This is a genomic window from Rhizobium atlanticum (assembly GCF_030182485.1).
Lineage (GTDB): Bacteria > Pseudomonadota > Alphaproteobacteria > Rhizobiales > Rhizobiaceae > Rhizobium.
The window spans coordinates 25,888-49,913 of record NZ_JAQJCJ010000019.1; the positions used below are offsets into that span (position 1 = coordinate 25,888).

Genomic DNA, 24,026 nt, shown 5'->3' on the forward strand with positions numbered 1-24,026 from the left:
GAATTTTGTTCTTTATTTGTTCTAGTTTATCCGTATGATCCTGTCAACAGAATCGAAAACCTTGAGCCATCCAGGATATTCAGCCTCGACTCGCCCGTCGGCATCACTAAATAAGGGCTGTTATCCAGAAAACCAAAGCAGAGACGATGAGCGAACTGAAGACGATCTCCATCCGTGGCGCGCGCGAGCACAATCTAAAGAGCATCGATCTCGATCTGCCGCGCAACAAGCTGATCGTCATGACCGGTCTTTCAGGCTCGGGCAAATCCTCGCTCGCCTTCGACACGATCTATGCCGAGGGCCAGCGGCGCTATGTCGAGAGTCTGTCGGCCTATGCCCGGCAATTCCTCGAAATGATGCAGAAGCCCGATGTCGACCAGATCGACGGGCTGTCGCCTGCCATTTCGATCGAGCAGAAGACCACCTCGCGCAACCCGCGCTCGACGGTCGGCACCGTCACCGAGATCTACGACTACATGCGCCTGCTCTTTGCCCGCGTTGGCGTTCCCTATTCGCCGGCGACCGGCCTGCCGATCGAGAGCCAGACCGTCAGCCAGATGGTCGACCGCATCCTCGCTTTCGGCGAGGGCACGCGCCTTTACATTCTCGCGCCGCTCGTGCGCGGCCGCAAGGGCGAATACAAGAAGGAACTGGCGGAGCTGATGAAGAAGGGCTTCCAGCGCGTCAAGGTTGACGGGCAGTTTTACGAGATCGCCGAGGCGCCTGTTCTCGACAAGAAATACAAGCACGACATCGACGTGGTGGTCGACCGTATCGTCGTGCGCCCGGATGTGTCGGCACGCCTGGCCGACAGCCTTGAAACCTGCCTGAAACTCGCCGACGGGCTGGCGATCGCCGAATTCGCCGACAAGCCGCTGCCGCCGGAGGAGACTTCGGCCGGCGGTTCGGCCAACAAGTCGCTGAACGAGACGCATGAGCGCGTGCTGTTTTCGGAAAAATTCGCCTGCCCGGTCTCGGGCTTCACCATCCCGGAAATCGAACCCAGGCTCTTCTCCTTCAACAACCCCTTCGGCGCCTGCCCGACCTGCGACGGTCTCGGCGCCCAGCAGAAGATTGATCCCGACCTGATCGTGCCCGAACCGGAGCGGACGCTGCGCGACGGGGCGATCGCGCCCTGGGCCAAGTCGACCTCGCCCTATTATAACCAGACGCTGGAAGCGCTCGGCAAACATTACGGCTTCAAGCTCGGCACCCGCTGGAACGACCTGTCCGACGAGGCCAAGGACGTCATCCTCAACGGCACGGACGACAAGATCGAGTTCCACTACGCCGACGGCGCCCGTTCCTATACGACGCACAAGAATTTCGAAGGCATCGTCACCAATCTCGAGCGCCGCTGGAAGGAGACGGATTCCGCCTGGGCGCGCGAAGATATCGAGCGCTTCATGTCGGCCGCTCCCTGCCCTTCCTGCAACGGCTTCCGCCTGAAGCCGGAGGCCTTGGCGGTGAAGATCGACAGGCTGCATATCGGTGAAGTGACCGGCATGTCGATCCGCGTCGCCCGCGACTGGTTCGAGGCGCTGCCGGCGAGCTTCAACGCCAAGCAGAACGAGATTGCGGTCCGCATCCTCAAGGAAATCCGCGACCGCCTCCGATTCCTCAACGATGTCGGCCTGGAATATCTCAGCCTTTCGCGCAATTCGGGCACGCTGTCGGGCGGCGAGAGCCAGCGCATTCGGCTCGCCTCGCAGATCGGCTCGGGCCTGACGGGTGTGCTCTATGTGCTCGACGAGCCGTCGATCGGCCTGCATCAGCGCGACAATGCCCGACTGCTCGACACGCTGAAGCACCTGCGCGATATCGGCAACACGGTGATCGTCGTCGAACATGACGAGGACGCGATCATGACGGCCGACGACGTCGTCGATATCGGCCCGGCGGCAGGCATTCACGGCGGCCAGGTCATCGCCCACGGCACGCCGCAGGATATCATGGACAATCCGAAGTCGCTGACCGGCAAATATCTCTCCGGCGAGCTCGGCGTGCCCGTTCCCCATGAGCGCCGCAAGCCGAAGAAGGGCCGCGAGATCAAGGTGATCGGCGCACGCGGCAACAATTTGAAGAACGTCACGGCGTCGATCCCGCTCGGCGTGTTCACGGCGGTGACCGGCGTTTCCGGCGGCGGCAAGTCCACGTTCCTGATCGAGACGCTCTATAAATCGGCGGCACGGCGTGTCATGGGCGCGCGCGAAATTCCGGCCGACCACGACCGCATCGACGGTTTCGAGCATATCGACAAGGTGATCGATATCGACCAGTCGCCGATCGGCCGCACACCGCGCTCGAACCCTGCGACCTATACCGGCGCCTTCACACCGATCCGCGACTGGTTCGCGGGCTTACCGGAAGCGAAAGCGCGCGGCTACCAGCCGGGGCGCTTTTCCTTCAACGTCAAGGGCGGACGCTGTGAGGCATGCCAGGGCGACGGCGTCATCAAGATCGAGATGCACTTCCTGCCCGATGTTTACGTCACCTGCGACGTCTGCCACGGCAAACGTTACAACCGAGAGACGCTCGACGTCACCTTCAAGCAGAAGTCGATCGCCGACGTGCTCGACATGACGGTGGAAGAAGGCGTCGATTTCTTTGCGGCGGTACCTGCCGTGCGCGACAAGCTGCAATCGCTGAAGGATGTCGGGCTCGGCTACATCAAGGTCGGCCAGCAGGCGAATACCCTCTCGGGCGGCGAAGCGCAGCGCGTCAAGCTCGCCAAGGAGCTGTCGAAACGCTCGACCGGACGCACACTCTACATTCTCGACGAGCCGACGACCGGCCTGCACTTCCACGATGTCGCCAAGCTCCTGGAGATGCTGCACGAACTCGTCAACCAGGGCAATTCGGTGGTGGTGATCGAGCACAATCTCGAAGTCATCAAGACAGCAGACTGGGTGCTCGATTTCGGCCCCGAAGGCGGTGATGGCGGCGGCGAAATCGTCGCGACAGGCACACCGGAAGCGATCGTCCGGGAAAAGCGGTCCTATACCGGCCAATTCCTGAAGGAGCTGCTTGAGCGGCGGCCGGCGAAGAAGGCGGTTGCAGCGGAATGAGGATGAGGCTGGCCTCGCCCGACGATCTCCAAACGGTCACGGCCCTGACCGCAGCCGCCTACAAGCCCTATACCGAACGCCTCGGCGCACCGCCGATCCCGGTGACGGAAGATTACGCGCCACGCATCGAACGCGGCGAGGTGTGGTTGCGTGAGACCGATGGAGAAGCGGCAAGCCTTGTCGTCGTCGAGCGGCATCCCGATCACCTCATGTTGTTCAGCATCGCCGTCTTACCCGCCTTTCAGGGCGCCGGGCATGGGCGGGCGATGCTCAACTGGCTGGAAGGCAAGGCGCGGGAATGGGCCACGCCGGAGATCCGGCTCTATACGAATGCTCGGATGGAGCGGAATGTCGCACTCTATCGCGCCTTCGGATTTCAGGAAACGGGTCGCCGGCCGAACCCTTATCGGCCAGGATGGACGCTCGTCGACATGATGAAAAAGATTCATGCGGCCTGACTGCCGCGAACTGGGAGGACGACATGGCTAAATCCGGCACTATCCGCACCGGCATCGGCGGCTGGACCTTCGAGCCCTGGCGCGGGCATTTCTTTCCGGCAGACCTGAAACAGAAGGACGAGCTGCATTATGCCAGCCGTCAGCTGAAGGTCATCGAGGTCAACGGCACCTATTACAGCACGCAAAAGCCTGCGGTCTTTGCGAAATGGGCAGCGGATGTACCCGATGGCTTTATCTTTTCGCTGAAGGCCACGCGTTTCGTTACCAATCGGCGGGTGCTGGCCGAGGCTGGTGAATCGATGGAGCGCTTCCTCACATCCGGAATCAGCGAGCTCGGCGACCATCTCGGGCCGCTGCTCTGGCAGTTCGCGCCGACGAAGAAGTTCGATCCGGACGATTTCGAAGCCTTCCTGAAGCTGCTGCCGGCAAAGCAGGACGGGCTGAAGCTCCGCCATGTGGTCGAAGTGCGGCACGATTCGTTCAAGGTGCCGGAATTCGTCGGACTGCTGGCGAAATATGGGGTGGCGCCGGTCTGCGCCGAACATTTCGAATATCCGATGATCGCCGATGTGACGGCCGATTTCGTCTATGCCCGGCTGCAGAAGGGATCGGATGATATTCCGACCTGCTATCCCGACAAGGATCTGAAGGCCTGGGCAAAGCGGCTCGAGACTTGGGCCGAGGGCAAAGTCCCGGACGATCTGCCGCTGATCGACGCGGATCGCCAGGTGACGGCCGAGCCGCGCGACATCTTCGCTTTCATGATCCATGAGGGCAAAGTCAATGCGCCGCACGGGGCGATCGCCCTGCAGAGGTTGCTCGAGGAATAAGTCGGTTAAAGCGGCAATACCGCCGCCGCCAGATCTTCCGCCGTCAATCCCTTGCCGGTGCGCTGACCTGCCGCTCCGTGCAGCCACACGCCGGCGGCCGCGGCCTCGAAGGCCGGCAATCCCTGGGCAAGCAATCCCCCGATAATGCCGGCAAGCACATCGCCGGAACCTGCGGTGGCAAGCCAGGCAGGCGCATTGGTATTGATGAGCGCGCGCCCGTCCGGCGAGGCGATGACGGTATCGGCCCCCTTATAGACGATCGCGGCATTGGCGCGGCGCGCGGCGGCCACGGCCTTGTCCACCTTCCCCAGCGCCTCGTCGTCGCCGATGTCGGGAAAGAGCCGCGAAAATTCGCCCTCGTGCGGCGTCAGCACCAGGCGCGGTTCGCCCCGGAACAGGGCGAAAAGCTGTTGCGGATCGTCCTTGAATGAAGAGATGCCGTCGGCATCGAGCACGAGCCGGCGATCGGCAAGCGCAGCGACGAAGCCGCGGGCTCTCGCGCCGATGCCAAAACCGGGGCCGAGCACGAAGGTCTGCAGCCGTTTGTCGGAGAGCCATCCTGCCAGATCCGCCTCGTCGTCGACTGCATGCAGCATGACGGCTGTAAGATGCGCGGCATTGGCGGCCATCGCCGCGCCGGGGGCAGCGATCGTTACCAGGCCGGCGCCGGCCTTCAGGCCGGAGACCGCCGACATGCGAGCAGCTCCGGTCCTGTCGGCCTCGCCTGAAAAAACGACCAGATGTCCGCGCTTGTATTTGTGGGTTTCCAGCTCCTCGGCCGGGAGCACGCCTTTCCAGGCATCAGGTGTGTTCTCGGCGACGGCGCCGCCCGCCTCGGCCCGGACAATCCGGGCGGGAATGCCGATGTCGAAGACTTCCAACTCGCCGCAAAGCTGCCTGCCCGGCATCAGAAGATGGCCGGGTTTGCGGGTCATGAAGGTGATGGTGTTGCGCGCCTGGAAGGCAGCACCCAGCGCCTTGCCGGTGCGGCCATCGAGGCCGGAGGGGAGGTCGATGGCAAGCACAGGCAAACCAGCCTCGGTGACGCGTTCGATCAACGTGCCCACATCGGCCGGCACCGCGCGCCCGAGCCCTGCTCCGAACAGACCGTCGATGACGACGTCACCGGCTTGCGGCCGATAGAGGCCGAGCTCCTGCCCCTCCAACGGGCAGCCGGCCCGAGCGCGGGCGGCATCGCCTTTCAGCTTTGCGGGATCGCCGAGATGAAAAAGCGCCACGGTCGCTCCGCTCTCCAGCAGATGCCTTGCCGCGACATAGGCGTCGCCCCCGTTGTTACCGGGGCCGCAGATCACGACGAAACGCATCGCCCCAGGATGAAGCCTGAGCGCGGCAGCCGCGGCGGCGGCCCCCGCCCTTTCCATCAGGCCGAAGGAATCGATTCCCGAAGCAGCCGCGGCCGCATCGATGGCGCTCATTTCGGCAGGCGTCACCAGAAGCTCTGAGAGATGTTTGCTCATGAGCCTATTCAATTCAAAAAACGCACAAAAAACAACCGCCTGAAGAGACGCACAAGGGGACTCTATTTGTGCATTTGCTTATATTTTAATCGACTCGCAACCGGCTTTTGCAGTGGACGGAAAACCTGACTTTTTCGGTTTTCGGCCAATTTTTCTTCGACGGCGATGTTTTTCCACCTCTCTCGTCACCAAATCGACATTAAATCACCCACGGACGCGCCGGTTTCGACAAAATTGACGTCTTTTTTCAATAAGACGGATTTCAAACTGGCACGATATCTGCATCATATCCGCGAGCGGGAACATCCCTGCCATAACAGGAGAAGCGGAGAGACATTTTCTCATGAATAAGATCGAAGCGATCATTAAGCCCTTCAAGCTGGACGAAGTGAAGGAAGCCCTTCAGGAAGTCGGCCTGCAGGGTATTACAGTCACGGAAGCCAAGGGCTTCGGTCGTCAGAAGGGCCACACGGAACTCTACCGCGGCGCCGAATACGTCGTTGACTTCCTGCCGAAGGTGAAAGTCGAGGTGGTGCTGGCGGACGAGAACGCGGAGGCGGTCATCGAGGCCATCCGCAAGGCGGCTCAGACCGGCCGCATCGGCGACGGCAAGATCTTCGTATCCAACGTCGAAGAGGTGATCCGCATCCGTACCGGCGAGACCGGCATCGATGCCATCTGACCACTTTGCCAAGCGCGCAAAGTCCGATAGCGTCACCGCGCCCACCCATTGTTATCACAAATTGGAGGAAGGTATTTAATGGCGACCGCAAGCGAAATTCTGAAGCAGATCCAGGAAAACGACGTCAAGTTCGTCGATCTGCGCTTCACCGATCCGAAGGGCAAGCTGCAGCACGTCACGATGGACGTTGCCAGCGTCGACGAGGACATGTTCGCTGACGGCGTGATGTTCGACGGCTCTTCGATCGGCGGCTGGAAGGCCATTAACGAATCCGACATGGTGCTCATGCCCGACACTGAAACGGTGCATATGGACCCGTTCTTCGCTCAGTCGACCATGGTTATCGTCTGCGATATTCTCGATCCGGTTTCCGGCGAAGCCTATAACCGCGATCCGCGCGGCACCGCCAAGAAGGCCGAAGCCTATCTCAAGGCATCCGGCATCGGCGACACGGTGTTTGTCGGCCCGGAAGCCGAATTCTTCGTCTTCGACGATGTCAAGTACAAGGCCGATCCCTACAATACCGGCTTCAAGCTCGATTCGACCGAACTGCCGTCGAACGATGACACCGACTATGAAACCGGCAACCTCGGTCACCGCCCGCGCGTCAAGGGCGGCTATTTCCCGGTTCCGCCTGTTGACAGCGCCCAGGACATGCGTTCGGAAATGCTGACGGTGCTCTCCGAGATGGGCGTGGTGGTCGAAAAGCATCACCATGAAGTCGCCGCCGCCCAGCATGAGCTCGGCATCAAGTTCGATACGCTGGTGCGCAACGCCGACAAGATGCAGATCTACAAATATGTCGTGCACCAGGTGGCCAACGCCTACGGCAAGACGGCGACGTTCATGCCGAAGCCGATCTTCGGCGACAACGGCTCGGGCATGCACGTGCACCAGTCGATCTGGAAGGGCGGCAAGCCGACTTTTGCCGGCGACGAATATGCGGGCCTCTCGGAGACCTGCCTGTTCTACATTGGCGGCATTATCAAACACGCCAAGGCGATCAACGCCTTCACCAATCCGTCGACGAACTCCTACAAGCGTCTCGTCCCAGGTTATGAAGCCCCAGTTCTGCTCGCCTATTCGGCCCGCAACCGCTCGGCGTCCTGCCGCATTCCGTTCGGTTCCAACCCGAAGGCCAAGCGCGTCGAAGTCCGCTTCCCGGATCCGACTGCCAACCCCTATCTCGCCTTTGCCGCCATGCTGATGGCCGGCCTAGACGGCATCAAGAACAAGATCCATCCGGGCAAGGCCATGGACAAGGATCTCTACGATCTGCCGCCGAAGGAGCTGAAAAAGATCCCGACCGTCTGCGGCAGCCTGCGCGAAGCGCTCGAAAGCCTCGACAAGGACCGCAAGTTCCTGACAGCAGGCGGCGTCTTCGACGACGACCAGATCGATGCCTTCATCGAACTTAAGATGGCAGAGGTGATGCGCTTCGAAATGACGCCGCATCCGGTCGAGTACGACATGTATTATTCGGCCTGATCGGCCGCAATGACGGAAAGTCCCGGTTCGCCGGGGCTTTCACCTCCCCGGGTCATGAACGCCAGAAGGAGGATATGACGTTCATGTGACGCGCTGGTGCAAAAATCTTGATTTGCACCGCACCAATCACCAAATTTGGTGATGAAAGGAAGTCGTACCATGAAAGAAAGACTAGCAAAGTTCAATATCGGCGAAGTGGTCCGGCATAAGGTATTTCCGTTTCGCGGCGTGATCTTCGACGTTGATCCGGAATTCGCGAACACGGAGGAATGGTGGAATTCCATTCCGGCCGAGGTGCGGCCGAGCAAGGACCAGCCGTTCTACCACCTGCTCGCCGAAAATGACGAAAGCGAATATGTCGCTTATGTCTCCGAGCAGAACTTGGTGAATGACGAAAGCGGCACGCCGCTTCGCAACCCTCAGATCTACCAGATTTTCGATCAGGCCCCGTCGGGGCAGTTCAAACCCAAGATGAGCTTCGCCCACTAGGAGCGGATGACCGACGAAATCAACAAGGCCTCGCATCTCCCGGCGAGGCCTTTCTTTTGGCCTACGGTGGGGGATGCCCCTTATCCGCCTGCCGACACCGACCTGGGTCGAACCACTCGTCTCGACCCGTCCAGCGGATCCCCGCTCGCGGGGAGAAGGGAATATGCCGCAGCCCTCGCCCCCCACAAACTCTCGCATGGCACGTCCCCACTCCCAGTCTTACGGGAGAGGGTTAGGGTGAGGCTATCCGCGTAGAGCGCAGAGATTACCAACAAAAAACCCGGCACGAAGCCGGGTTTTTGTTCAAGCCTGTCGGCTAGATTACTGAGCCTTGGCAGCCTTTTGGGCGTCTTCCAGCTTTTTGCGGGCTTCTTCAGCCTTCTTCTGCATGCCTTCCTGCAGGCTGCGCTGGCTTTCGGCGAGCTTCGATTCGGAAACCGGTTCGCCGTCATAAGCGCCGGTGAAGCCTTCGAGCGAAATCTTGATCGGGTTCGGCGCGCGGCGGAAGTTGATCGAGGTGAAGATCACATCGCTGCCCTTCTTGAGGCTGGCGATCATCGCGTCGGTCAGCGGAATTTCGGCCGTGCACTTGTCCGGCAGGCAGACGGCGTAGTCGAGCTTCTGGCCCTTGCCGCCATCGATTTGCATGCTGATGCCCGGAGGAATGAGGCGTGCCGTGGGAACCGAGACCTGCAGGAGCTTGCGGTTGATCTTGCCAGTGACCGAAATCAGGCCGACAGCCGTGACGAGCTGGCCGCCATTGGCGAGGATCAGGTTCTGGACAACACAGATGTCGTTGTCTTCCTGCTTGCTGCAGGTCTTGTACCAGCCAAGCTTCGGTGCGCCAGCGGCCTGTGCCGGAGCATCGGCCGGAGCCTGTGCCGCCGCATCCTGTGCGAAGGAGGAGACCGGAGCCGAAGCGGCGCCGAACATCACTGCCAGAACGGACAGTGCTGCCCGCATTTTCTTTTCAGACTTGAACATCATAACGAATTCCGTCTCCTGATATCCGTTCAGAGCAGCGACGTGCCGCCCCAACCATCGGGTCGTTCGGCACTCCACCTCATGGAAAAATAAGGCAAATGCATGACCCCAAAACTTCGGGTTCACCTGTTACATCGCAGCGTTCAAGATATCCAGCATTTCTTTGGCGATTTGCGACGCAATTTCATGTGCCGCGGAAAGAATGCCCCCTGCGTGTTGGAATCGGTCGACCCCATGCTAATCTCCGGCATGAATCATGCCCATTTTTCGCGGAATTCAAGGATCGCCGAATGCTCCGGATCGCCATCCCTCTCGTCCTCTCGTTGCTGTGCGGCACCGTCGCCGCTGAGCCGCTGCACGGCATAGCAATGCATGGCGGGCCGGCATTGCCGGCTGACTATAAGCACTTTCCCTACGTCAATCCCGACGTGAAAAAGGGCGGCAAGATCACCTATGGCGTCGTCGGCACATTCGACAACCTCAACCCGTTCATCCTGAAGAGCATGCGCACGACGGCGCGCGGCATGTGGGATCCGGAATATGGAAACCTTGTCTACGAATCGCTGATGCAGCGCTCCCGGGATGAGCCGTTCACGCTTTACGGCCTGCTTGCCGAAACGGTCGAATGGGACGACGACAGGAGTTTCATCCAGTTCAACCTCAATCCGAAGGCGAAATGGTCCGATGGTCAGCCGGTGACGCCGGAGGACGTCATGTTCACCTTCGAGCTGATGCGTGACAAGGGACGTGTGCCCTATTCCGAACGCTTAAAAGTCGTCGCCAAGATGGAGAAGGTTGGCGAACACAGCGTGCGCTTCACTTTCAATGAGAAGGCTGACCGCGAGACGCCGCTGATTTTCGGCCTTTTCCCGGTATTGCCGAAACATGCGATCGATCCGGAAAGCTTCGACCGTACGTCGCTGACGCCGCCGGTCGGTTCCGGTCCCTATAAGGTGAAGACGGTGAAACCCGGCGAGAGTATCACATATGAGCGCGATCAAACCTACTGGGGCAAGGATATTCCCGCGAAGGTGGGGACCGACAATTACGACCAGATAACCGTTCAGTATTTTCTGCAGGATACAACGCTGTTCGAGGCCTTCAAGAAGGGGGACGTCGACCTCTATCCCGACGGCAATCCCGGCCATTGGGCTAACGCTTACAATTTCCCGGCGGCCACCTCTGGGGCCGTCATCAAGGACGTGTTCACGCCGAAACTGCCAAGCGGCATGCTCGGTTTCGTGTTCAACACGCGCCGGCCGATCTTTGCCGATCCAAAGGTGCGCGAAGGCCTGTCGCTGGTGTTCGATTTCGAATGGGCGAACAAGAATCTCTATTCCGGCGCCTACAAGCGCACCCAGAGCTTCTGGCAGAACTCCGAACTCTCGAGCTTCGGTGTTCCCGCCGATGCCACCGAGCTTGCCCTGCTCGGGCCGATCAAGGACAAAATCGCACCCGAAATTCTAGACGGCACGTATAAACTGCCGCTTACCGACGGCTCCGGCCGTGACCGCAACGTGCTGAAGCAGGCGGTCGGATTGTTGAAACAGGGCGGCTATACGATCCAGGGCGGCAAGATGGTCGACGCCTCCGGCCACCAACTCGCGTTCGAGATTATGACGCAGAATGCCGACCAGGAGAAGCTTGCCGTCGCCTATCAGCGTTCGCTGCAGACGATCGGCATTGCGGCTTCGATTCGCACAGTCGATGATTCGCAGTATCAGAGCCGGACGAACAGCTTCGATTACGACATGATCATCAAGTCCTATACTTCGTCGCTGTCGCCTGGAACCGAGCAACTCGGCCGCTGGTCTTCGGCAGCGCGCACTCAAGAGGGCAAGGATAGCTTTGCCGGCGCCAATGATCCCGATCTCGACACGCTGATCGATCACGTATTGCGAGCACGCTCGAAAGAGGATTTCACTGCCGCCGTGCGCTCTTACGACCGGCTGCTGCTATCCAGCCACTACGTGCTGCCGCTGTACCATATGGACCAGCAGTGGGTTGCCCGCAGCAAGCGCATCGGCCATCCCGACGCGGTACCGCTTTACGGCTACCAGCTGCCGGTCTGGTGGGATACAAGCGCCCAATAGAAGCGGCCGAAACACTTCGGCCCAATGTCTCTTCCGGAGACACACAGAAGGAACATCATCATGGAGCGCATCACCATCGACGTCGTCTCGGATGTCGTCTGCCCCTGGTGCTATCTCGGCAAGGCACGGCTGGAACTCGCCGTTGCCGAAGTGCAGGACGAGATCGACGTCGACATCAACTGGCGGCCATATCGGCTCAATCCGGACTACCCGAAGGAAGGCGTCGACCAGAAGAAGGCGCTGGCTGAGAAGCTCGGGGGCGAGGAGCGCGTGGCGCAGGCGCACAAAATGCTGACCGACTACGGTCGCGAGGTCGGCATCGCCTTCGATTTCGCGGCGATCAAGATCGGCCCGAACACGCTCGACGCCCACCGGCTGATCCACTGGGCGATGATCGAAGGCCGCGAGAAGCAGGACAAGGTCGTCACCGCCCTGTTCAAGGCGAATTTCGAAGAAGGCCGCAATGTCGGCGACCATGCGGTGCTGCTCGACATCGCCGAGAAGGCTGGCCTCGACCGGTCGGTCATCGCCTCGCTGCTTGCGTCCAATGCCGATAGCGATCTGATCGTCGCCGAAATCAAGGCGGCACAGGAGATGGGCGTCAACGGCGTGCCCTTCTTCATCTTCGACCAGCAGTATGCCGTGAGCGGCGCGCAGACGCCTGACGTGCTGGCGAACGCGTTGCGCGACATCGCAAAGGCAAAGGCCGAGGCGCGATCGGGGCTGAACTGAGCCCATCGATGCGAATCGAGATCGAACAGCCGCGACAAAGTTGGATCGAGGATTTCGCAGCGCTCAAGCGCGCCGTCATGGGCGCAGCGCCCGCCGGAGCTTATCTGCATCATATCGGCTCGACGGCCATTCCCGGGCTTCCAGCCAAGGATATCATCGATCTCCAGCTTACGGTGAACGATCTAGCTGACGTCGATGCCGATGCATTTGCAGAGGCGGGCTTCGAGCGCAGGCCGATCGTCATCGATCACTGCCCTCCGGAACTTGATCTGGCCGAAGACGACCTGCGCAAAGCCTTCTATCGCAGCAAGGGGCGTTCGGCGAATCTGCACATCCGCGAGAAGGGCCGTTTCAATCAGCGATATTCTCTTCTTTGCCGCGACTTCCTGCGCGCCCATCCGATAGCGGCAAGCGCCTACGCCCTGATCAAGCAGCGGCTTGCCCAAAGGTTTCCAGACGACGTCGATTTCTACTACGACATCAAGGATCCGGTGTTCGACATCATCATGGACGGCGCCAATGAGTGGGCAAAGCTGATCGGATGGTCAGAACCGCCAGGGGACTAGCATTGTTGACGTATTCGTCGCTAAGTAGCTAATCTGCACTAAACAAGCGGTGTTGAAGCTTTATTCCTGTCCCGTCAACGATCTTTGCAACTTGGTTGTAGAAGCCTAAGGCCAGCTGGCTAGGTGGATATTTGCATACGACGTCTATCAGCACTGCCCGGCCTTTGGCGTCAGGGTATACCTCCAACATCTCTCCGCTCTCAACAAAGCGCAGATAGCTCTTGAGCTTTTCTTGCAGCAACAGAAGGTGCTCATCAACTCTTACCGTCCACTCAAAGCGATCCGTGATAGTCAGCACCAGCTCGCCTGTCGTGTCATCTACACCGATGGCATCAACTACGTTCGTTTGACCTAGAGACATTCTGATTACGCAATAGGCGAAACTGATCCTAGGGTGAAACTCCGGGGCTTCCGGTTTGGCGCCGCTCAGCCCAAGACCGGAACGCAGCGCACCTCGGTTTTCACCGAATTGGCGATGAAACATTCGTGGTGGGCGCGATGATGCAGGGCGTCGAGCTCGCCGAGCGAAGGCTGCTTTTCGCCGCTGAAGACGACATGCGGCCTTAGCGTCACTACGGTCATGGCAAGACGGCCTTCGCTGTTCTTCTCCATGACGCCCTCCGCGGCATCGGTATAGCTGTCGACGCAAAAGCCTTGCTTGGCGGCAATCGACAGGAACCAGAGCATGTGGCAGCTGGAGAGCGAGGCGACGAAAGCCTCCTCCGGATCGACCGCATCCTCGGCGGAATAGGGCAACGGAACTACATGCGAGGATGAGGACGCCCTCACCTCGATGCCGCCGTCGAAGGTCCAGCGATGGACGCGGCTGTAGCGGTTGTCGGTGAAGATCTCGCCGTTGCGCTGCCAGGCAATCCTCGCGGCATGTGTCGCCATAGGCGTCTCCCTCTATTGCTTGGCCATCTCGGCCAGTTGCGTCATGATGACTGCCGCGCCCTGCAAGCGCTTCTCAGGCGTCGGCAGGTCGCGGGTCAGAAACAGGCTGTGATCGGGGCGAATCTTCGCCATCGTACCCTGCTTGCCGATATAGGCGACGAGATTTGCCGGGTTCGGAAATTCCTTGTTGCGGAACTGCACGACCACACCCTTCGGGCCGGCGTCGAGTTTTTCGACATTTGCGGTGCGGCAGAGCGACTTGATGTAGACGATCTTCAGGAGATGCTGGACTTCGATCGGCATCGGCCCGAAGCGGTCGATCATCTCGGCGCCGAATCCGTCGATTTCCTTGAGTTCGGTAATCTCGCCCAATCGGCGGTAGAGCGCCATACGCAGATGCAGGTCCGGCACGTAACTCTCGGGGATCATCACGGTGGTGCCGACCGAAATTTGCGGCGACCAGCCGGTATCGTGGATTTCGTCGACACCCTTGACCTCGGCGACAGCCTCTTCCAGCATCTGCTGATAAAGTTCGAAACCGACCTCCTTGATGTGGCCTGACTGCTCCTCGCCGAGCAGGTTGCCTGCGCCGCGGATATCGAGGTCGTGGCTTGCGAGCTGAAAGCCGGCGCCGAGCGTATCCAGTGACTGCAGCACCTTCAGCCGGCGCTCGGCCGTCGCCGTCAGCACCTTGTTGACCGGCAGGGTAAAGAGCGCGAAAGCGCGCACCTTGGAGCGGCCGACGCGACCGCGCAGCTGATAGAGCTGGGCAAGGCCGAACATATCGGCGCGATGGACGATCAGCGTATTGGCTGTCGGCACGTCGAGGCCGGATTCGACGATGGTTGTGGACAGCAGCACGTCGTAACGGCCTTCATAGAAGGCGTTCATGATGTCTTCCAGTTCGCCGGCCGGCATCTGGCCATGGGCGACGGCGACCTTCAGCTCCGGCACGTCGGACTGCAGGAAGGCGTGCACATCCGCCAGATCGGCAAGCCTCGGGCAGACATAGAAGCTCTGGCCGCCGCGATAGTGCTCGCGCATCAGCGTCTCGCGAATAACTAGGCTGTCGAAGGGCGAGATGAAGGTGCGCACCGCCATGCGATCGACCGGTGGCGTGGTGATCAGCGACAGTTCGCGCACGCCAGTCATGGCGAGCTGCAGCGTGCGCGGGATCGGCGTCGCCGACAGCGTCAGGACATGCACGTCGCTCTTTAGCTCCTTCAGCCGCTCCTTGTGCTTGACGCCGAAATGCTGTTCCTCGTCGATGATCAGCAGGCCGAGATTGGCGAATTTGATGCCGGCGCCGAGCAGCGCATGCGTGCCGACGACGATGTCAGTCTTGCCGTCCGCCACTTCCTTCTTGGTCAGCGCCAGCTCCTTCGATCCGACAAGGCGAGAGGCCTGCTGGACGCGAACCGGCAGGCCGCGGAAACGCTCGGAGAAGGTCTTGAAATGCTGACGGGCGAGCAAAGTCGTCGGCACGACGACCGCGACCTGGACGCCGTTCATCGCCGCAACGAAAGCGGCGCGCAAGGCCACTTCGGTCTTGCCGAAACCGACATCGCCGCAGACGAGCCGGTCCATCGGCCGGCCGGCGCCGAGGTCGGAACGCACCGCGTCGATGGCGTTGTCCTGGTCCTCGGTCTCGTCATAGGGGAAGCGGGCGGCGAATTCGTCGTAAAGGCCGTCCGGCGCCGTCAGCATCGGCGCATGGCGCGTAAGGCGCTCGGCGGCGATGCGGATCAGCGCATCGGCCATGTCGAGCAGGCGCCGCTTGAGCTTGGCCTTGCGCATCTGCCATGCGCCACCGCCGAGCTTGTCGAGTTGGGCATCGGTGCCCTCGCCGCCGTAGCGCGAGAGAAGATCGATGTTTTCCACCGGCAGGAAGAGCTTGGCCTCGTCGGCATATTGCAGTTCGAGGCATGCATGCGGGGCGCCCGCCGCCTCGATGGTCTTCAGCCCGATGAAACGGCCGATGCCATGTTCGGCATGAACGACGATCGAGCCTTCGTCGAGGCCGGCGACCTCCGAAATGAAATCGGCGGCGCGCTTGCGGCGCTTGGAACGGCGCACCATGCGGTCGCCGAGAATATCCTGCTCGCCGATGACGACGAGATCGCCCGCCTCGAAGCCGGATTCGAGATTGAGCACCGCGGCAGCGGCCTCGCCTTTCTCCAGCGAGCGTATATCCTTCAGCGCCTCGACAGGCTTGACCTTTTCCAGGCCGTGCTCGTTCAGAACCTGCAGCAGGCGCTCCAGCGAACCTTCTGTCCAGGCGGTAATGAGCACCTTCGCGCCGGCGGCGCGGCGGTCAGCGACATGCTTGACGACGACGTCGAAGATGTTGATGCGTTCGGCATCCCCTCCGCCTTCGGCATTCGAGCGAGCCCAGCGCTGGCCCTGGCGGGCGTCGACATTGACGACCCGCCTTGCCTCACCCTCGACCTCGTTGAACGGGCTGATGCGGATCGCGCCGAGTGCGTCGAGGGTTTTGGCGAAGAGTTTGCTGTCGAGATAAAGCTGGCCTGGCGTCACCGGCTTGTAGGGCGTGCCCTGGGCCATCTGGCCTTTGGCCGGTTGACCGGAATTGAGGCGGGCGTCGTAATAGTCGAGGACAAGCTTGGAGCGTTCCTCGGCTGCTTCGCGCACCGTGTGGTCAGTAATGATGCGGAAGCCGCTGAGATAATCGAAAACGGTATCAAGCTTCTCGTAGAAGAGCGGCAGCCAGTGCTCCATGCCGGGATAGCGCCGGCCTTCGGAAACGGCGAGATAAAGCGCATCGTCACGCGTTGTCGCGCCGAAAGCGGAGAGATAGTTCTTGCGGAAGCGGCCGATCGTATCCGGCGTCAGCGTCACCTCGCTCATCGGGTTGAGATCGAGGGAGCGCACCTGGCCGGTGGTGCGCTGGCTGGCGGGATCGAAGCTGCGGATACTCTCCAGCGTATCGCCGAAGAAATCGAGGCGGACCGGCTCTTCCGAACCGGGAACGAAGACATCGAGAATGCCGCCGCGCACGGCATATTCGCCAACTTCGCGAACGGTCGCGACGCGGTCAAAGCCGTTGCGCTCCAGGCGCCCGGCGAGATCATCCATGCGCAGCTGGTTGCCTGGACGGGCCGAAAAACTCAGGCTTTCGATGACATCATGCGGCGCCACCTTCTGCAGCATGGCGTTGGCGGTGACGAGCACGATCGCGGCATGCGGCTTCTTGCGATGGGCGATGAGGCCGCCGAGTGCGGCAAGCCGGCGCGCCGAGGTATCGGCGCTCGGCGAGACGCGGTCATAGGGCAGACAGTCCCAGGCCGGCAGGGTGAGAACCGGAATGTCGGGGGCGACGAAGCCGAGCATCTGTTCCAGATCGGCCATACGATGGCCGTCCGACATGACATAGGCCACCGGTTCTCCCGCTCGGGCAAGCTCGGCGAGCAGCAGCGGTTCGAGGCCGGCGGGCACATTACCGATCGTCAGCGGCTCGGCAATGGCCGCAAGCTTCTTCGCATCAAAACCAGGGATCATTCCGGCGTCCTGAGGGGCTTGTCGAAATCGGGCTTGTAGGCGGCAAGCCTGGCAAACATCGGAGTCCGGAAACGCTCAGGCACTGGCCAGGTTCCCATAATCCAGCGGACCAGATCATTGTCCTCTTCTGCCATAATCGTTTCGAACTCGTCGAGCTCGGCTTCCGACAGCGTCGCGAGCTCGGCTTCGGCGAACTGGCCGAAGACCAGATCCATCTCGCGGATGCCGCGGTGCCAGCAGCGGAAAAGGATCCGGCGGCGGCGCGGGTCGAGACCGGCACTCGTGAGCGTGACACCTGTCATAGCATTACCTTCCTGTTGATGCGCCTCTATAGACCCTCGAAAGCGGCTTGTCAGCCTTGCCAAGGCGGCATTGTTCATCGCATTTTGGCCGCATGCGCCCCGCCATTCTCGATCCGCTGTTTTCTCCCGTTTCGGGCCTTCCGGGCGTCGGCCCGAAGATCGCCGAACTGCTGGTCAAGCTGCTCGGACGCGAGACGCCGGAGGATTGCCGGGTCATCGACCTTTTGTTTCACACTCCCTTCTCGCTGATCGACCGGCGCAATCAGCCGGGGATCGCCCGGGCGCCGCAGGGCGCGATCGTCACCATCACCGCACGTGTCGATCGGCATCAGGTGCCGCCGCGCGGCAAAAGCAATGTCCCCTATCGGGTCTTCCTGCACGACGAGACCGGCGAGCTGACGCTGGTCTTCTTCCGCGGCCAGGCGGCATGGCTGGAAAAGCAGCTGCCCATCGATGCGGAGGTGGCGGTCAGCGGCAAGATCGACTGGTTCAACGGCCGCGCCTCGATGGTGCATCCCGACTATATCGTCAAAGCGGAGGAGGCCGAAAGCCTGCCGCTCGTCGAGCCGATCTATCCGCTGACGGCGGGGCTTTCGCCGAAAACGCTGCGCAAGATTATCGACGCCGCCCTGCCGCGCTTTCCGGAGATGCCGGAATGGATCGACTTGATGCTGACGCAGAAGCAGGGTCTGCCGTCGATCCGTGACAGCTTTCATATGCTGCACGAGCCGCGCGATCCCGCAGATGTCGATCCACAGGCCCCTGCCCGAAGGCGGCTTGCCTATGACGAATTTCTTGCCGGCCAACTGTCGCTCAGCTTGGTGCGCCAGAGGCTGCGCAAAGTGGCGGGCCAGCCGGTGCATGCCACCGGTGCGGTCAGCAGTAAGATCGTGAAGGCGCTGCCCTTCTCGCTCACGTCAAGCCAGAACGATGCGATCGCCGAGATCCTGAAGGACATGGCCGGTCAGGAGCGGATGCTGCGGCTGCTGCAGGGCGATGTCGGCTCCGGCAAGACGCTGGTGGCGCTGATGGCGATGGCGGCGGTGATCGAGGCCGGCGGCCAGGCCGTGCTGATGGCGCCGACTGAAATTCTGGCGCGGCAGCACCACGCGACCATCTCGAAATTCGCCGCCTCCGCCGGCCTCGGCATCGAAGTGCTGACCGGGCGCACCAAAGGGCGCGAACGCGAAGACATCCTGGAACGCATCGGCTCCGGCGCAGCGCAGATCATCATCGGCACGCATGCGCTATTTCAGGAGAGCGTCAGTTACGCAAACCTGATGCTTGCCGTCGTCGACGAGCAGCACCGTTTCGGCGTTCACCAGCGCCTGCGGCTGACGGCGAAGGGCATCTCGCCGCATATGCTTGTCATGACCGCGACGCCCATCCCTCGCACGCTCGTGCTGGCTGCCTTCGGCGACATGGACGTTTCCAAACTCACCGAGAAGCCGGCCGGCCGCAAACCGATCCAGACAATCACCGTGCCGATGGAACGAACAGGCGAAATCGTCGGACGGCTGCGGGTGGCGATCGCTGAAGGCAAGAAGGCCTACTGGATCTGCCCGCTGGTCGAGGAGTCCGAAGAACTAGACCTGATGTCGGCGGAGGAGCGGCATGCGACGCTCGTCTCCGCGCTCGGTCCCGATATCGGCCTCATCCACGGTCGTATGAGCGGCGCGGAGAAGGATGCGGCGATGATGGCCTTCAAGAACGGCGAGACCCGCCTTCTCGTCGCCACCACCGTCGTCGAGGTCGGCGTCGACGTGCCGGATGCGACGATCATGGTGATCGAACATGCCGAACGCTTCGGCCTGGCGCAACTGCATCAGCTGCGCGGCCGCGTCGGGCGCGGCGATGAGGCTTCGACCTGCATCCTGCTCTATAAGGGGCCGCTCGGCGAAACCGGCCATTCCCGGCTTTCGATCATGCGAGAGACGGAGGACGGTTTTCGCATCGCCGAAGAGGATCTGAAGCTGCGCGGCGAAGGCGAATTGCTCGGCACAAGGCAATCCGGCACGCCGGGTTTTCGCATTGCCAGCCTCGAGGCGCATGCCGATCTGCTTGAGATTGCTCGTAAGGATGCGGCCTACCTCATTGAGCGCGATCCGGAACTGACCAGCGAAAGAGGACAGGCGATCCGCACCCTGCTCTATCTCTTCCGCCGAGATGAGGCGATCCGGTTTCTGAGAGCAGGATGAAGCGCGCCACTACGCGCCATGCATGGCGTTATCGCAAAACCGCTAAACACTTTTGGGCGACATGCATCAATCAGCCTTGGAAACCGCCACCGGCTTCGGCCGCGGCAAATGCTTCGGCTTCGGCTCGGACTGAGGGATTTCAGGAGCCACGAGCCCGCCTGAGATCAGGAATTTAGCCGCATCTTCCGGCGACATGTCGAGCAGCACGATCTTCTCGCGCGGCACGAAGACGAGGAAACCGGCGGTCGGCACCGGAGTCGGCGGCAGGAAGACCGCGACCATATCCTGGCCCATGGCGTTGAACTTCGAAGCGATCTCGCCCTTGGCATCGGTGGCCACGAAAACCAGCGCCCAGAGGCCGGGACTGGGATATTCGATGAGGCCGACTTTCTTAAAGGAGTTAGACTGCTCCTTCAGCACCGTTTCGAAAATCTGCTTCACGCTTCTATAGATCGTGCGCACCAGCGGCATGCGCTGGACGACCGATTCGCCGAAACCCACGATGCTCTGGCCGATCAGGTTCTTGCCGAGAAAACCAACAACGGTGATCAGCACGACCGCCGTCAGCAGGCCGAAACCGGGAATGGCGAAATTGAGATAGCTTTCCGGATTCCAGCGCGCCGGAATATAGGGCCTGACCCAGCTGTCCGACCAGTGGATGAAGGTCCAGGTCAGCCAGATGGTAATCGCGATCGGCGCGCAGATGATCAGGCCTGCGAGAAAATTATTCCTCAGCCGGGTCGCGACCGGCATTCTGGGGGTGTTGTCGGTCATCTCTCCTGATGAGCTCCATCTCAGTCGTGGACAGGCCGGAACGCCGGCCTTTCCCCCTTGTCCGCACACCAAAATTGCCAGAATTCGAGGGTGCGCACAATATGTTTCGCAGCGAAGACAGCGGCCTTGCAGGCTTATTCCACTGTTACTGATTTCGCCAGGTTGCGCGGCTGATCGACGTCGGTGCCCATGAAAACGGCAGTGTGATAGGCGAGCAGCTGGATCGGCAGCGAAAAGATCATCGGCGCGATGATTTCGTCGACGACAGGCAGGGTAATCGTTGCCATGGTCGGCAGTTTCGAGGCCGCCGCACCCGCGTCATCGGTGATGAAAATGATGCGGCCGCCGCGGGCTGCGACCTCCTGCATGTTCGAAACGGTCTTTTCGAAGAAGCGGTCGTAAGGGGCAATGACGATGACCGGCATGTTCTCGTCGATCAGCGCGATCGGCCCGTGCTTCAACTCACCGGCGGCATAGCCTTCGGCGTGGATATAGGAAATTTCCTTGAGCTTCAGCGCGCCTTCCATGGCGAGCGGGAAGCTGGTGCCGCGGCCGAGATAGAGCACGTCCCTGCATTTCGACAGTTCACGCGACAGGCTTTCCATCTGCGGCTGGATCAGGTTCAGCACCCGGCTCATGATCCGCGGCATTTCGGCGAGATGGCGCACCAGCCCCCTCTCCTCCTCAGCACTCACCGTGCCGCGCGCCTTGCCGGCGCCGATCGCCAGTGACGCCAGCACGGCGAGCTGGCAGGTGAAGGCCTTGGTTGAGGCGACGCCGATTTCGGGACCGGCCATGATCGGGAAGACGGCGTCGGATTCGCGGGCGATCGTCGATTCGCGCACATTGACGACAGCGCCGATCTTCAAGCCGTTGTCGCGGCAATAACGCAGCGATGCCAGCGTATCGGCGGTCTCGCCCGACTGGGAGATGAAGAGTGCGGCCTGCGATGGTGAGAGCGGCATTTCGCGGTAGCGGAATTCGGAGGCGACGTCGATCTCAACAGGCAGACGGGCATAACGCTCGAACCAGTATTTGCCGACAAGGCCAGCGAGATAGGCGGTGCCGCAGGCCGAAATCGCAAGGCTGCTTGCCGCCTTGAAATCGATCGCCGCGGCATTGGCGCCGATCGTGTTCTCGGCGAAATCCACATAGTGGCTGAGCGCGTGGGAGATCACCTCCGGCTGCTCGTAGATTTCCTTTTCCATGAAATGGCGATGATTGCCCTTGTCGACAACATAGGCGGTCGCCTGCGAGATCTGGCGGGCCCGTTTGACCGGCTTTCCGGCAAAATCGAGCACGGCGACGCCGTCGCGCGTGATGAGGGCGCAATCGCCGTCGGCCAGATAGGTGATCTCGTTGGTGAAGGGCGAAAGCGCAATCGCATCCGACCCCAGGAACATCTCGCCACGGCCGTAGCCGACGGCAAGCGGCGGGCCTGAGCGGGCGGCCATGATCGTGCCGGGATCGGCCTTGAGCATGACGGCCAGCGCATAGGCGCCGGTCACCCGGTTCAGCATCTTCAACATGGCGGCGCGCGGCTCGAGCCCCTCGCGCAGATATTTCGCCATCAGCTGGGCAACGACTTCGGTATCGGTCTGAGTGTCGAAGACCGCGCCCGCTTCGGTCAGTTCATCGCGAAGCTCGGAGAAATTTTCGATGATGCCGTTATGAACGACAGCCACGCCTTCAACGAAATGCGGATGGGCATTGGTCTCGTTGGGCACGCCGTGGGTTGCCCAGCGCGTATGGGCAATACCGACCGCACCAGGCAACGGTTCGGCGTCGAGGCGCTTTTCCAGATTGAAGAGCTTGCCCTCGGCGCGGCGGCGATCCATCGCACCCTCGTGGATGGTGGCGACACCGGCAGAATCATAACCGCGATATTCCAGGCGCTTCAGCGCATCGACCAGGCGCCCGGCGACAGGCTGAGTTCCGACGATCCCCACAATTCCGCACATGCAATATCCCCATAAGGCTTCAATATTGAGGCCAGTCCTAAAGATTTCCGCTTATTTCTCAATCGGCTCCGCGGTCACTTTGAATTTCCGCCGGTTACGCAAAGCGGGCTTAAACCTTGGCCTTCTTCGCCGCCTTTATGGCAAGCGCACGCTCGCGCAACAGCGTCGCGCGGCCGGGCTTGATCTCCTGGCGGGCGCGTCCGAGCGCCAGCGCATCGGCCGGCACGTTGGCGGTGATGACGCTGCCGGAGGCGATATAGGCGCCGTCACCGATCGTAACCGGCGCGACCAGCGAGGAATTGGAGCCGATGAAGGCGTTTTGCCCGATCACCGTTTCGCTCTTGTTGACCCCGTCATAATTGCAGGTGATCGTGCCCGCACCGATGTTGCTGCCGGCACCGACCACGGCATCGCCGATATAAGTCAGATGGTTGACCTTGGCGCCCTCGCCGATCCGGCCGTTCTTGACCTCGCAGAAATTGCCGACCTTCGAACCGTTGGCGAGATCGGCACCCGGCCGCAGCCGCGCAAAGGGGCCGACGGTCGCGCCTTCGCTGACATGGGCGCCCTCGATATGCGAGAAGGAGTGGATGATGGCGCCGCTGTCGATTACGGCTCCGGGTCCGAAGACCACGTTCGGCTCAATCAGCGCGTCTTGGGCGATGATGGTGTCGTAGGAGAGGAACACCGTTTCCGGCGCGATCATCGTCACGCCCGCGAGCATCATCTCGCGGCGGCGACGCTCCTGCCAAAAGCGTTCGATGACGGCGAGTTCGGCGCGGTTGTTGCAGCCGGTCATCTCGATTTCGGGGGCGTCGACCGCGGTGACGCGGCCACCGAGCGAACGGGCGATCTCGACGAGATCGGTCAGATAGAATTCGCCCTTGGCATTGGCATTACCGATGCGCGAGAGAAGATCGAGCGCCTTGCGGCCGTTGATCGCCATCAATCCGCTGTTGCACCAGGTCACAGCCCGCTCGGCGTCGGTCGCGTCCTTCTCCTCGCGGATGGCGATGAGTTCGCCGTCCTTGACGAGCAGGCGGCCATAGCCGGTCGGCCGGTCGGTATGAAAACCGATGACGACGATGTCGCTGCCGTCGGCGAGTCCCTGGCGGGCGGCCTTGAGCGGCCCGTCGGTCTGGAGCGGCACGTCGCCATAGGTAACGAGGATGTCGTCATAGCCTCTGGCGATGGCCTCGCGCGCCGCCAGCACCGCATGGCCAGTGCCGAGGCGTTCCTTCTGTAGACAGGCTTGGATGCCGACACCGTCTATGCTTGCGGCCTTTGCCACCTCCTCGGCATTGCGGCCGACGACGAGGGCGACGGAGGAAATGCCGGCGGAGGCGACCGCCTCCACCACATGGGCGATCATCGGACGGCCGGCGACCGGATGCAGCACTTTCGATTTCGAAGATTTCATCCGCGTGCTGTCACCGGCGGCAAGGATGACGGCAAGACAAGTACGTTCCATGATCTGCTCCGCGAATCCGCGTGATGAGGCGGCTTTTCT

Annotated in this window: 19 protein-coding genes; 10 read left to right on the plus strand and 9 right to left on the minus strand. The window is 61.3% G+C overall.

The genetic code is table 11. The annotated features are described in order from the left end of the window. Nucleotides 1-146: 146 nt before the first annotated feature. From uvrA to PH551_RS24755, 3 genes are read left to right on the plus strand one after another with little or no spacing between them, the layout of a single operon-like run. Entirely contained in the window at nucleotides 147-3,068 is a 2,922-nt protein-coding gene (uvrA, locus tag PH551_RS24745; RefSeq protein WP_285195404.1) for an excinuclease ABC subunit UvrA, read from the plus strand. Next, nucleotides 3,065-3,526: a GNAT family N-acetyltransferase gene (locus PH551_RS24750; protein ID WP_285195405.1), complete on the plus strand. Its 462-nt coding sequence runs from the start codon at nucleotides 3,065-3,067 to the stop codon at nucleotides 3,524-3,526. Before uvrA ends, PH551_RS24750 begins: the two co-directional genes overlap by 4 nt. A 23-nt stretch (nucleotides 3,527-3,549) precedes the next feature. Beyond that, the gene (locus PH551_RS24755; protein WP_285195406.1) at nucleotides 3,550-4,356 is read left to right on the plus strand and encodes a DUF72 domain-containing protein; all 807 of its coding nucleotides are present in this window, start codon (nucleotides 3,550-3,552) and stop codon (nucleotides 4,354-4,356) included. Nucleotides 4,357-4,361: 5 nt separating this feature from the next. Here the strand turns inward: PH551_RS24755 and PH551_RS24760 are convergent, their stop codons facing one another. Continuing rightward, complete coding sequence (locus PH551_RS24760) at nucleotides 4,362-5,834, minus strand: NAD(P)H-hydrate dehydratase (RefSeq protein ID WP_285195407.1); 1,473 nt, start codon at nucleotides 5,832-5,834, stop codon at nucleotides 4,362-4,364. A gap of 343 nt (nucleotides 5,835-6,177) precedes the next feature. Between PH551_RS24760 and PH551_RS24765 the strand changes: the two genes are divergently transcribed. From PH551_RS24765 to hspQ, 3 genes are all read left to right on the plus strand, one after another. Beyond that, nucleotides 6,178-6,516, plus strand: a complete 339-nt coding sequence (locus PH551_RS24765) for a P-II family nitrogen regulator (protein ID WP_285195408.1) — start codon at nucleotides 6,178-6,180, stop codon at nucleotides 6,514-6,516. Between the two features lie 78 nt (nucleotides 6,517-6,594). Continuing rightward, nucleotides 6,595-8,004, plus strand: a complete 1,410-nt coding sequence (gene glnA, locus PH551_RS24770; protein ID WP_085778160.1) for a type I glutamate--ammonia ligase — start codon at nucleotides 6,595-6,597, stop codon at nucleotides 8,002-8,004. Nucleotides 8,005-8,163: 159 nt separating this feature from the next. Beyond that, nucleotides 8,164-8,493: a heat shock protein HspQ gene (gene hspQ / locus PH551_RS24775; protein WP_097601118.1), complete on the plus strand. Its 330-nt coding sequence runs from the start codon at nucleotides 8,164-8,166 to the stop codon at nucleotides 8,491-8,493. Nucleotides 8,494-8,814: 321 nt separating this feature from the next. Here hspQ and PH551_RS24780 read toward each other — a convergent pair whose 3' ends face one another. Next, nucleotides 8,815-9,480 (minus strand): invasion associated locus B family protein, encoded by a 666-nt coding sequence (locus PH551_RS24780; protein ID WP_064691599.1) that lies wholly within the window; start codon nucleotides 9,478-9,480, stop codon nucleotides 8,815-8,817. 287 nt (nucleotides 9,481-9,767) lie between these two features. Here PH551_RS24780 and PH551_RS24785 point away from each other — a divergent pair, with 287 nt between their 5' ends. From PH551_RS24785 to PH551_RS24795, 3 genes are read left to right on the plus strand one after another with little or no spacing between them, the layout of a single operon-like run. Next, nucleotides 9,768-11,570 carry an extracellular solute-binding protein gene (locus PH551_RS24785; RefSeq protein ID WP_285195409.1) on the plus strand — a complete coding sequence of 601 codons (1,803 nt, stop codon included), beginning with the start codon at nucleotides 9,768-9,770 and terminating at the stop codon, nucleotides 11,568-11,570. Nucleotides 11,571-11,630: 60 nt separating this feature from the next. Further along, nucleotides 11,631-12,302, plus strand: coding sequence for a DsbA family oxidoreductase (locus PH551_RS24790; protein ID WP_285195410.1), 672 nt, complete (start codon nucleotides 11,631-11,633; stop codon nucleotides 12,300-12,302). A gap of 8 nt (nucleotides 12,303-12,310) precedes the next feature. Next, nucleotides 12,311-12,868, plus strand: coding sequence for a GrpB family protein (locus PH551_RS24795; protein ID WP_285195411.1), 558 nt, complete (start codon nucleotides 12,311-12,313; stop codon nucleotides 12,866-12,868). 28 nt (nucleotides 12,869-12,896) lie between these two features. On the opposite strand, the gene PH551_RS24800 is transcribed toward PH551_RS24795, so the two are convergent. The 4 genes from PH551_RS24800 to PH551_RS24815 all read right to left on the minus strand — a co-directional run bounded on the left by PH551_RS24800 (nucleotide 12,897) and on the right by PH551_RS24815 (nucleotide 17,583). Then, on the minus strand, nucleotides 12,897-13,229 hold the full coding sequence (locus tag PH551_RS24800) for a DUF6572 domain-containing protein (RefSeq protein ID WP_285195412.1): 333 nt from the start codon (nucleotides 13,227-13,229) through the stop codon (nucleotides 12,897-12,899). Between the two features lie 65 nt (nucleotides 13,230-13,294). Beyond that, nucleotides 13,295-13,762, minus strand: a complete 468-nt coding sequence (locus PH551_RS24805) for an OsmC family protein (RefSeq protein WP_085778156.1) — start codon at nucleotides 13,760-13,762, stop codon at nucleotides 13,295-13,297. 12 nt (nucleotides 13,763-13,774) lie between these two features. Continuing rightward, nucleotides 13,775-17,281, minus strand: a complete 3,507-nt coding sequence (gene mfd, locus PH551_RS24810; protein ID WP_285195413.1) for a transcription-repair coupling factor — start codon at nucleotides 17,279-17,281, stop codon at nucleotides 13,775-13,777. Next, nucleotides 17,278-17,583 carry an FAD assembly factor SdhE gene (locus PH551_RS24815; protein ID WP_085778154.1) on the minus strand — a complete coding sequence of 102 codons (306 nt, stop codon included), beginning with the start codon at nucleotides 17,581-17,583 and terminating at the stop codon, nucleotides 17,278-17,280. Before PH551_RS24815 ends, mfd begins: the two co-directional genes overlap by 4 nt. 92 nt (nucleotides 17,584-17,675) lie before the next feature. Here PH551_RS24815 and recG point away from each other — a divergent pair, with 92 nt between their 5' ends. After that, nucleotides 17,676-19,781 carry an ATP-dependent DNA helicase RecG gene (gene recG / locus PH551_RS24820; protein ID WP_285195414.1) on the plus strand — a complete coding sequence of 702 codons (2,106 nt, stop codon included), beginning with the start codon at nucleotides 17,676-17,678 and terminating at the stop codon, nucleotides 19,779-19,781. 66 nt (nucleotides 19,782-19,847) lie between these two features. On the opposite strand, the gene PH551_RS24825 is transcribed toward recG, so the two are convergent. The 3 genes from PH551_RS24825 to glmU all read right to left on the minus strand — a co-directional run bounded on the left by PH551_RS24825 (nucleotide 19,848) and on the right by glmU (nucleotide 23,987). Continuing rightward, nucleotides 19,848-20,555: a DUF502 domain-containing protein gene (locus tag PH551_RS24825; RefSeq protein ID WP_085778152.1), complete on the minus strand. Its 708-nt coding sequence runs from the start codon at nucleotides 20,553-20,555 to the stop codon at nucleotides 19,848-19,850. A gap of 134 nt (nucleotides 20,556-20,689) precedes the next feature. After that, complete coding sequence (gene glmS, locus PH551_RS24830) at nucleotides 20,690-22,516, minus strand: glutamine--fructose-6-phosphate transaminase (isomerizing) (protein ID WP_285195415.1); 1,827 nt, start codon at nucleotides 22,514-22,516, stop codon at nucleotides 20,690-20,692. A 109-nt stretch (nucleotides 22,517-22,625) separates the two neighbouring features. Then, nucleotides 22,626-23,987 (minus strand): bifunctional UDP-N-acetylglucosamine diphosphorylase/glucosamine-1-phosphate N-acetyltransferase GlmU, encoded by a 1,362-nt coding sequence (gene glmU / locus PH551_RS24835; protein ID WP_285195416.1) that lies wholly within the window; start codon nucleotides 23,985-23,987, stop codon nucleotides 22,626-22,628. Nucleotides 23,988-24,026 lie beyond the last annotated feature (39 nt).

Excerpts from the sequence above, each read along its gene's own strand:
- glmU (WP_285195416.1), bottom strand. The coding sequence starts at position 23,987 with ATGGAACGTACTTGTCTTGCCGTCATCCTTGCCGCCGGTGACAGCACG.
- PH551_RS24795 (WP_285195411.1), top strand. The coding sequence starts at position 12,311 with ATGCGAATCGAGATCGAACAGCCGCGACAAAGTTGGATCGAGGATTTC.
- PH551_RS24825 (WP_085778152.1), bottom strand. The coding sequence starts at position 20,555 with ATGACCGACAACACCCCCAGAATGCCGGTCGCGACCCGGCTGAGGAAT.
- mfd (WP_285195413.1), bottom strand. The coding sequence starts at position 17,281 with ATGATCCCTGGTTTTGATGCGAAGAAGCTTGCGGCCATTGCCGAGCCG.
- PH551_RS24780 (WP_064691599.1), bottom strand. The coding sequence starts at position 9,480 with ATGATGTTCAAGTCTGAAAAGAAAATGCGGGCAGCACTGTCCGTTCTG.
- PH551_RS24800 (WP_285195412.1), bottom strand. The coding sequence starts at position 13,229 with ATGTCTCTAGGTCAAACGAACGTAGTTGATGCCATCGGTGTAGATGAC.
- PH551_RS24750 (WP_285195405.1), top strand. The coding sequence starts at position 3,065 with ATGAGGATGAGGCTGGCCTCGCCCGACGATCTCCAAACGGTCACGGCC.
- PH551_RS24765 (WP_285195408.1), top strand. The coding sequence starts at position 6,178 with ATGAATAAGATCGAAGCGATCATTAAGCCCTTCAAGCTGGACGAAGTG.
- recG (WP_285195414.1), top strand. The coding sequence starts at position 17,676 with ATGCGCCCCGCCATTCTCGATCCGCTGTTTTCTCCCGTTTCGGGCCTT.
- PH551_RS24790 (WP_285195410.1), top strand. The coding sequence starts at position 11,631 with ATGGAGCGCATCACCATCGACGTCGTCTCGGATGTCGTCTGCCCCTGG.
- PH551_RS24805 (WP_085778156.1), bottom strand. The coding sequence starts at position 13,762 with ATGGCGACACATGCCGCGAGGATTGCCTGGCAGCGCAACGGCGAGATC.
- uvrA (WP_285195404.1), top strand. The coding sequence starts at position 147 with ATGAGCGAACTGAAGACGATCTCCATCCGTGGCGCGCGCGAGCACAAT.
- PH551_RS24815 (WP_085778154.1), bottom strand. The coding sequence starts at position 17,583 with ATGACAGGTGTCACGCTCACGAGTGCCGGTCTCGACCCGCGCCGCCGC.
- glnA (WP_085778160.1), top strand. The coding sequence starts at position 6,595 with ATGGCGACCGCAAGCGAAATTCTGAAGCAGATCCAGGAAAACGACGTC.
- PH551_RS24760 (WP_285195407.1), bottom strand. The coding sequence starts at position 5,834 with ATGAGCAAACATCTCTCAGAGCTTCTGGTGACGCCTGCCGAAATGAGC.
- hspQ (WP_097601118.1), top strand. The coding sequence starts at position 8,164 with ATGAAAGAAAGACTAGCAAAGTTCAATATCGGCGAAGTGGTCCGGCAT.
- glmS (WP_285195415.1), bottom strand. The coding sequence starts at position 22,516 with ATGTGCGGAATTGTGGGGATCGTCGGAACTCAGCCTGTCGCCGGGCGC.
- PH551_RS24785 (WP_285195409.1), top strand. The coding sequence starts at position 9,768 with ATGCTCCGGATCGCCATCCCTCTCGTCCTCTCGTTGCTGTGCGGCACC.
- PH551_RS24755 (WP_285195406.1), top strand. The coding sequence starts at position 3,550 with ATGGCTAAATCCGGCACTATCCGCACCGGCATCGGCGGCTGGACCTTC.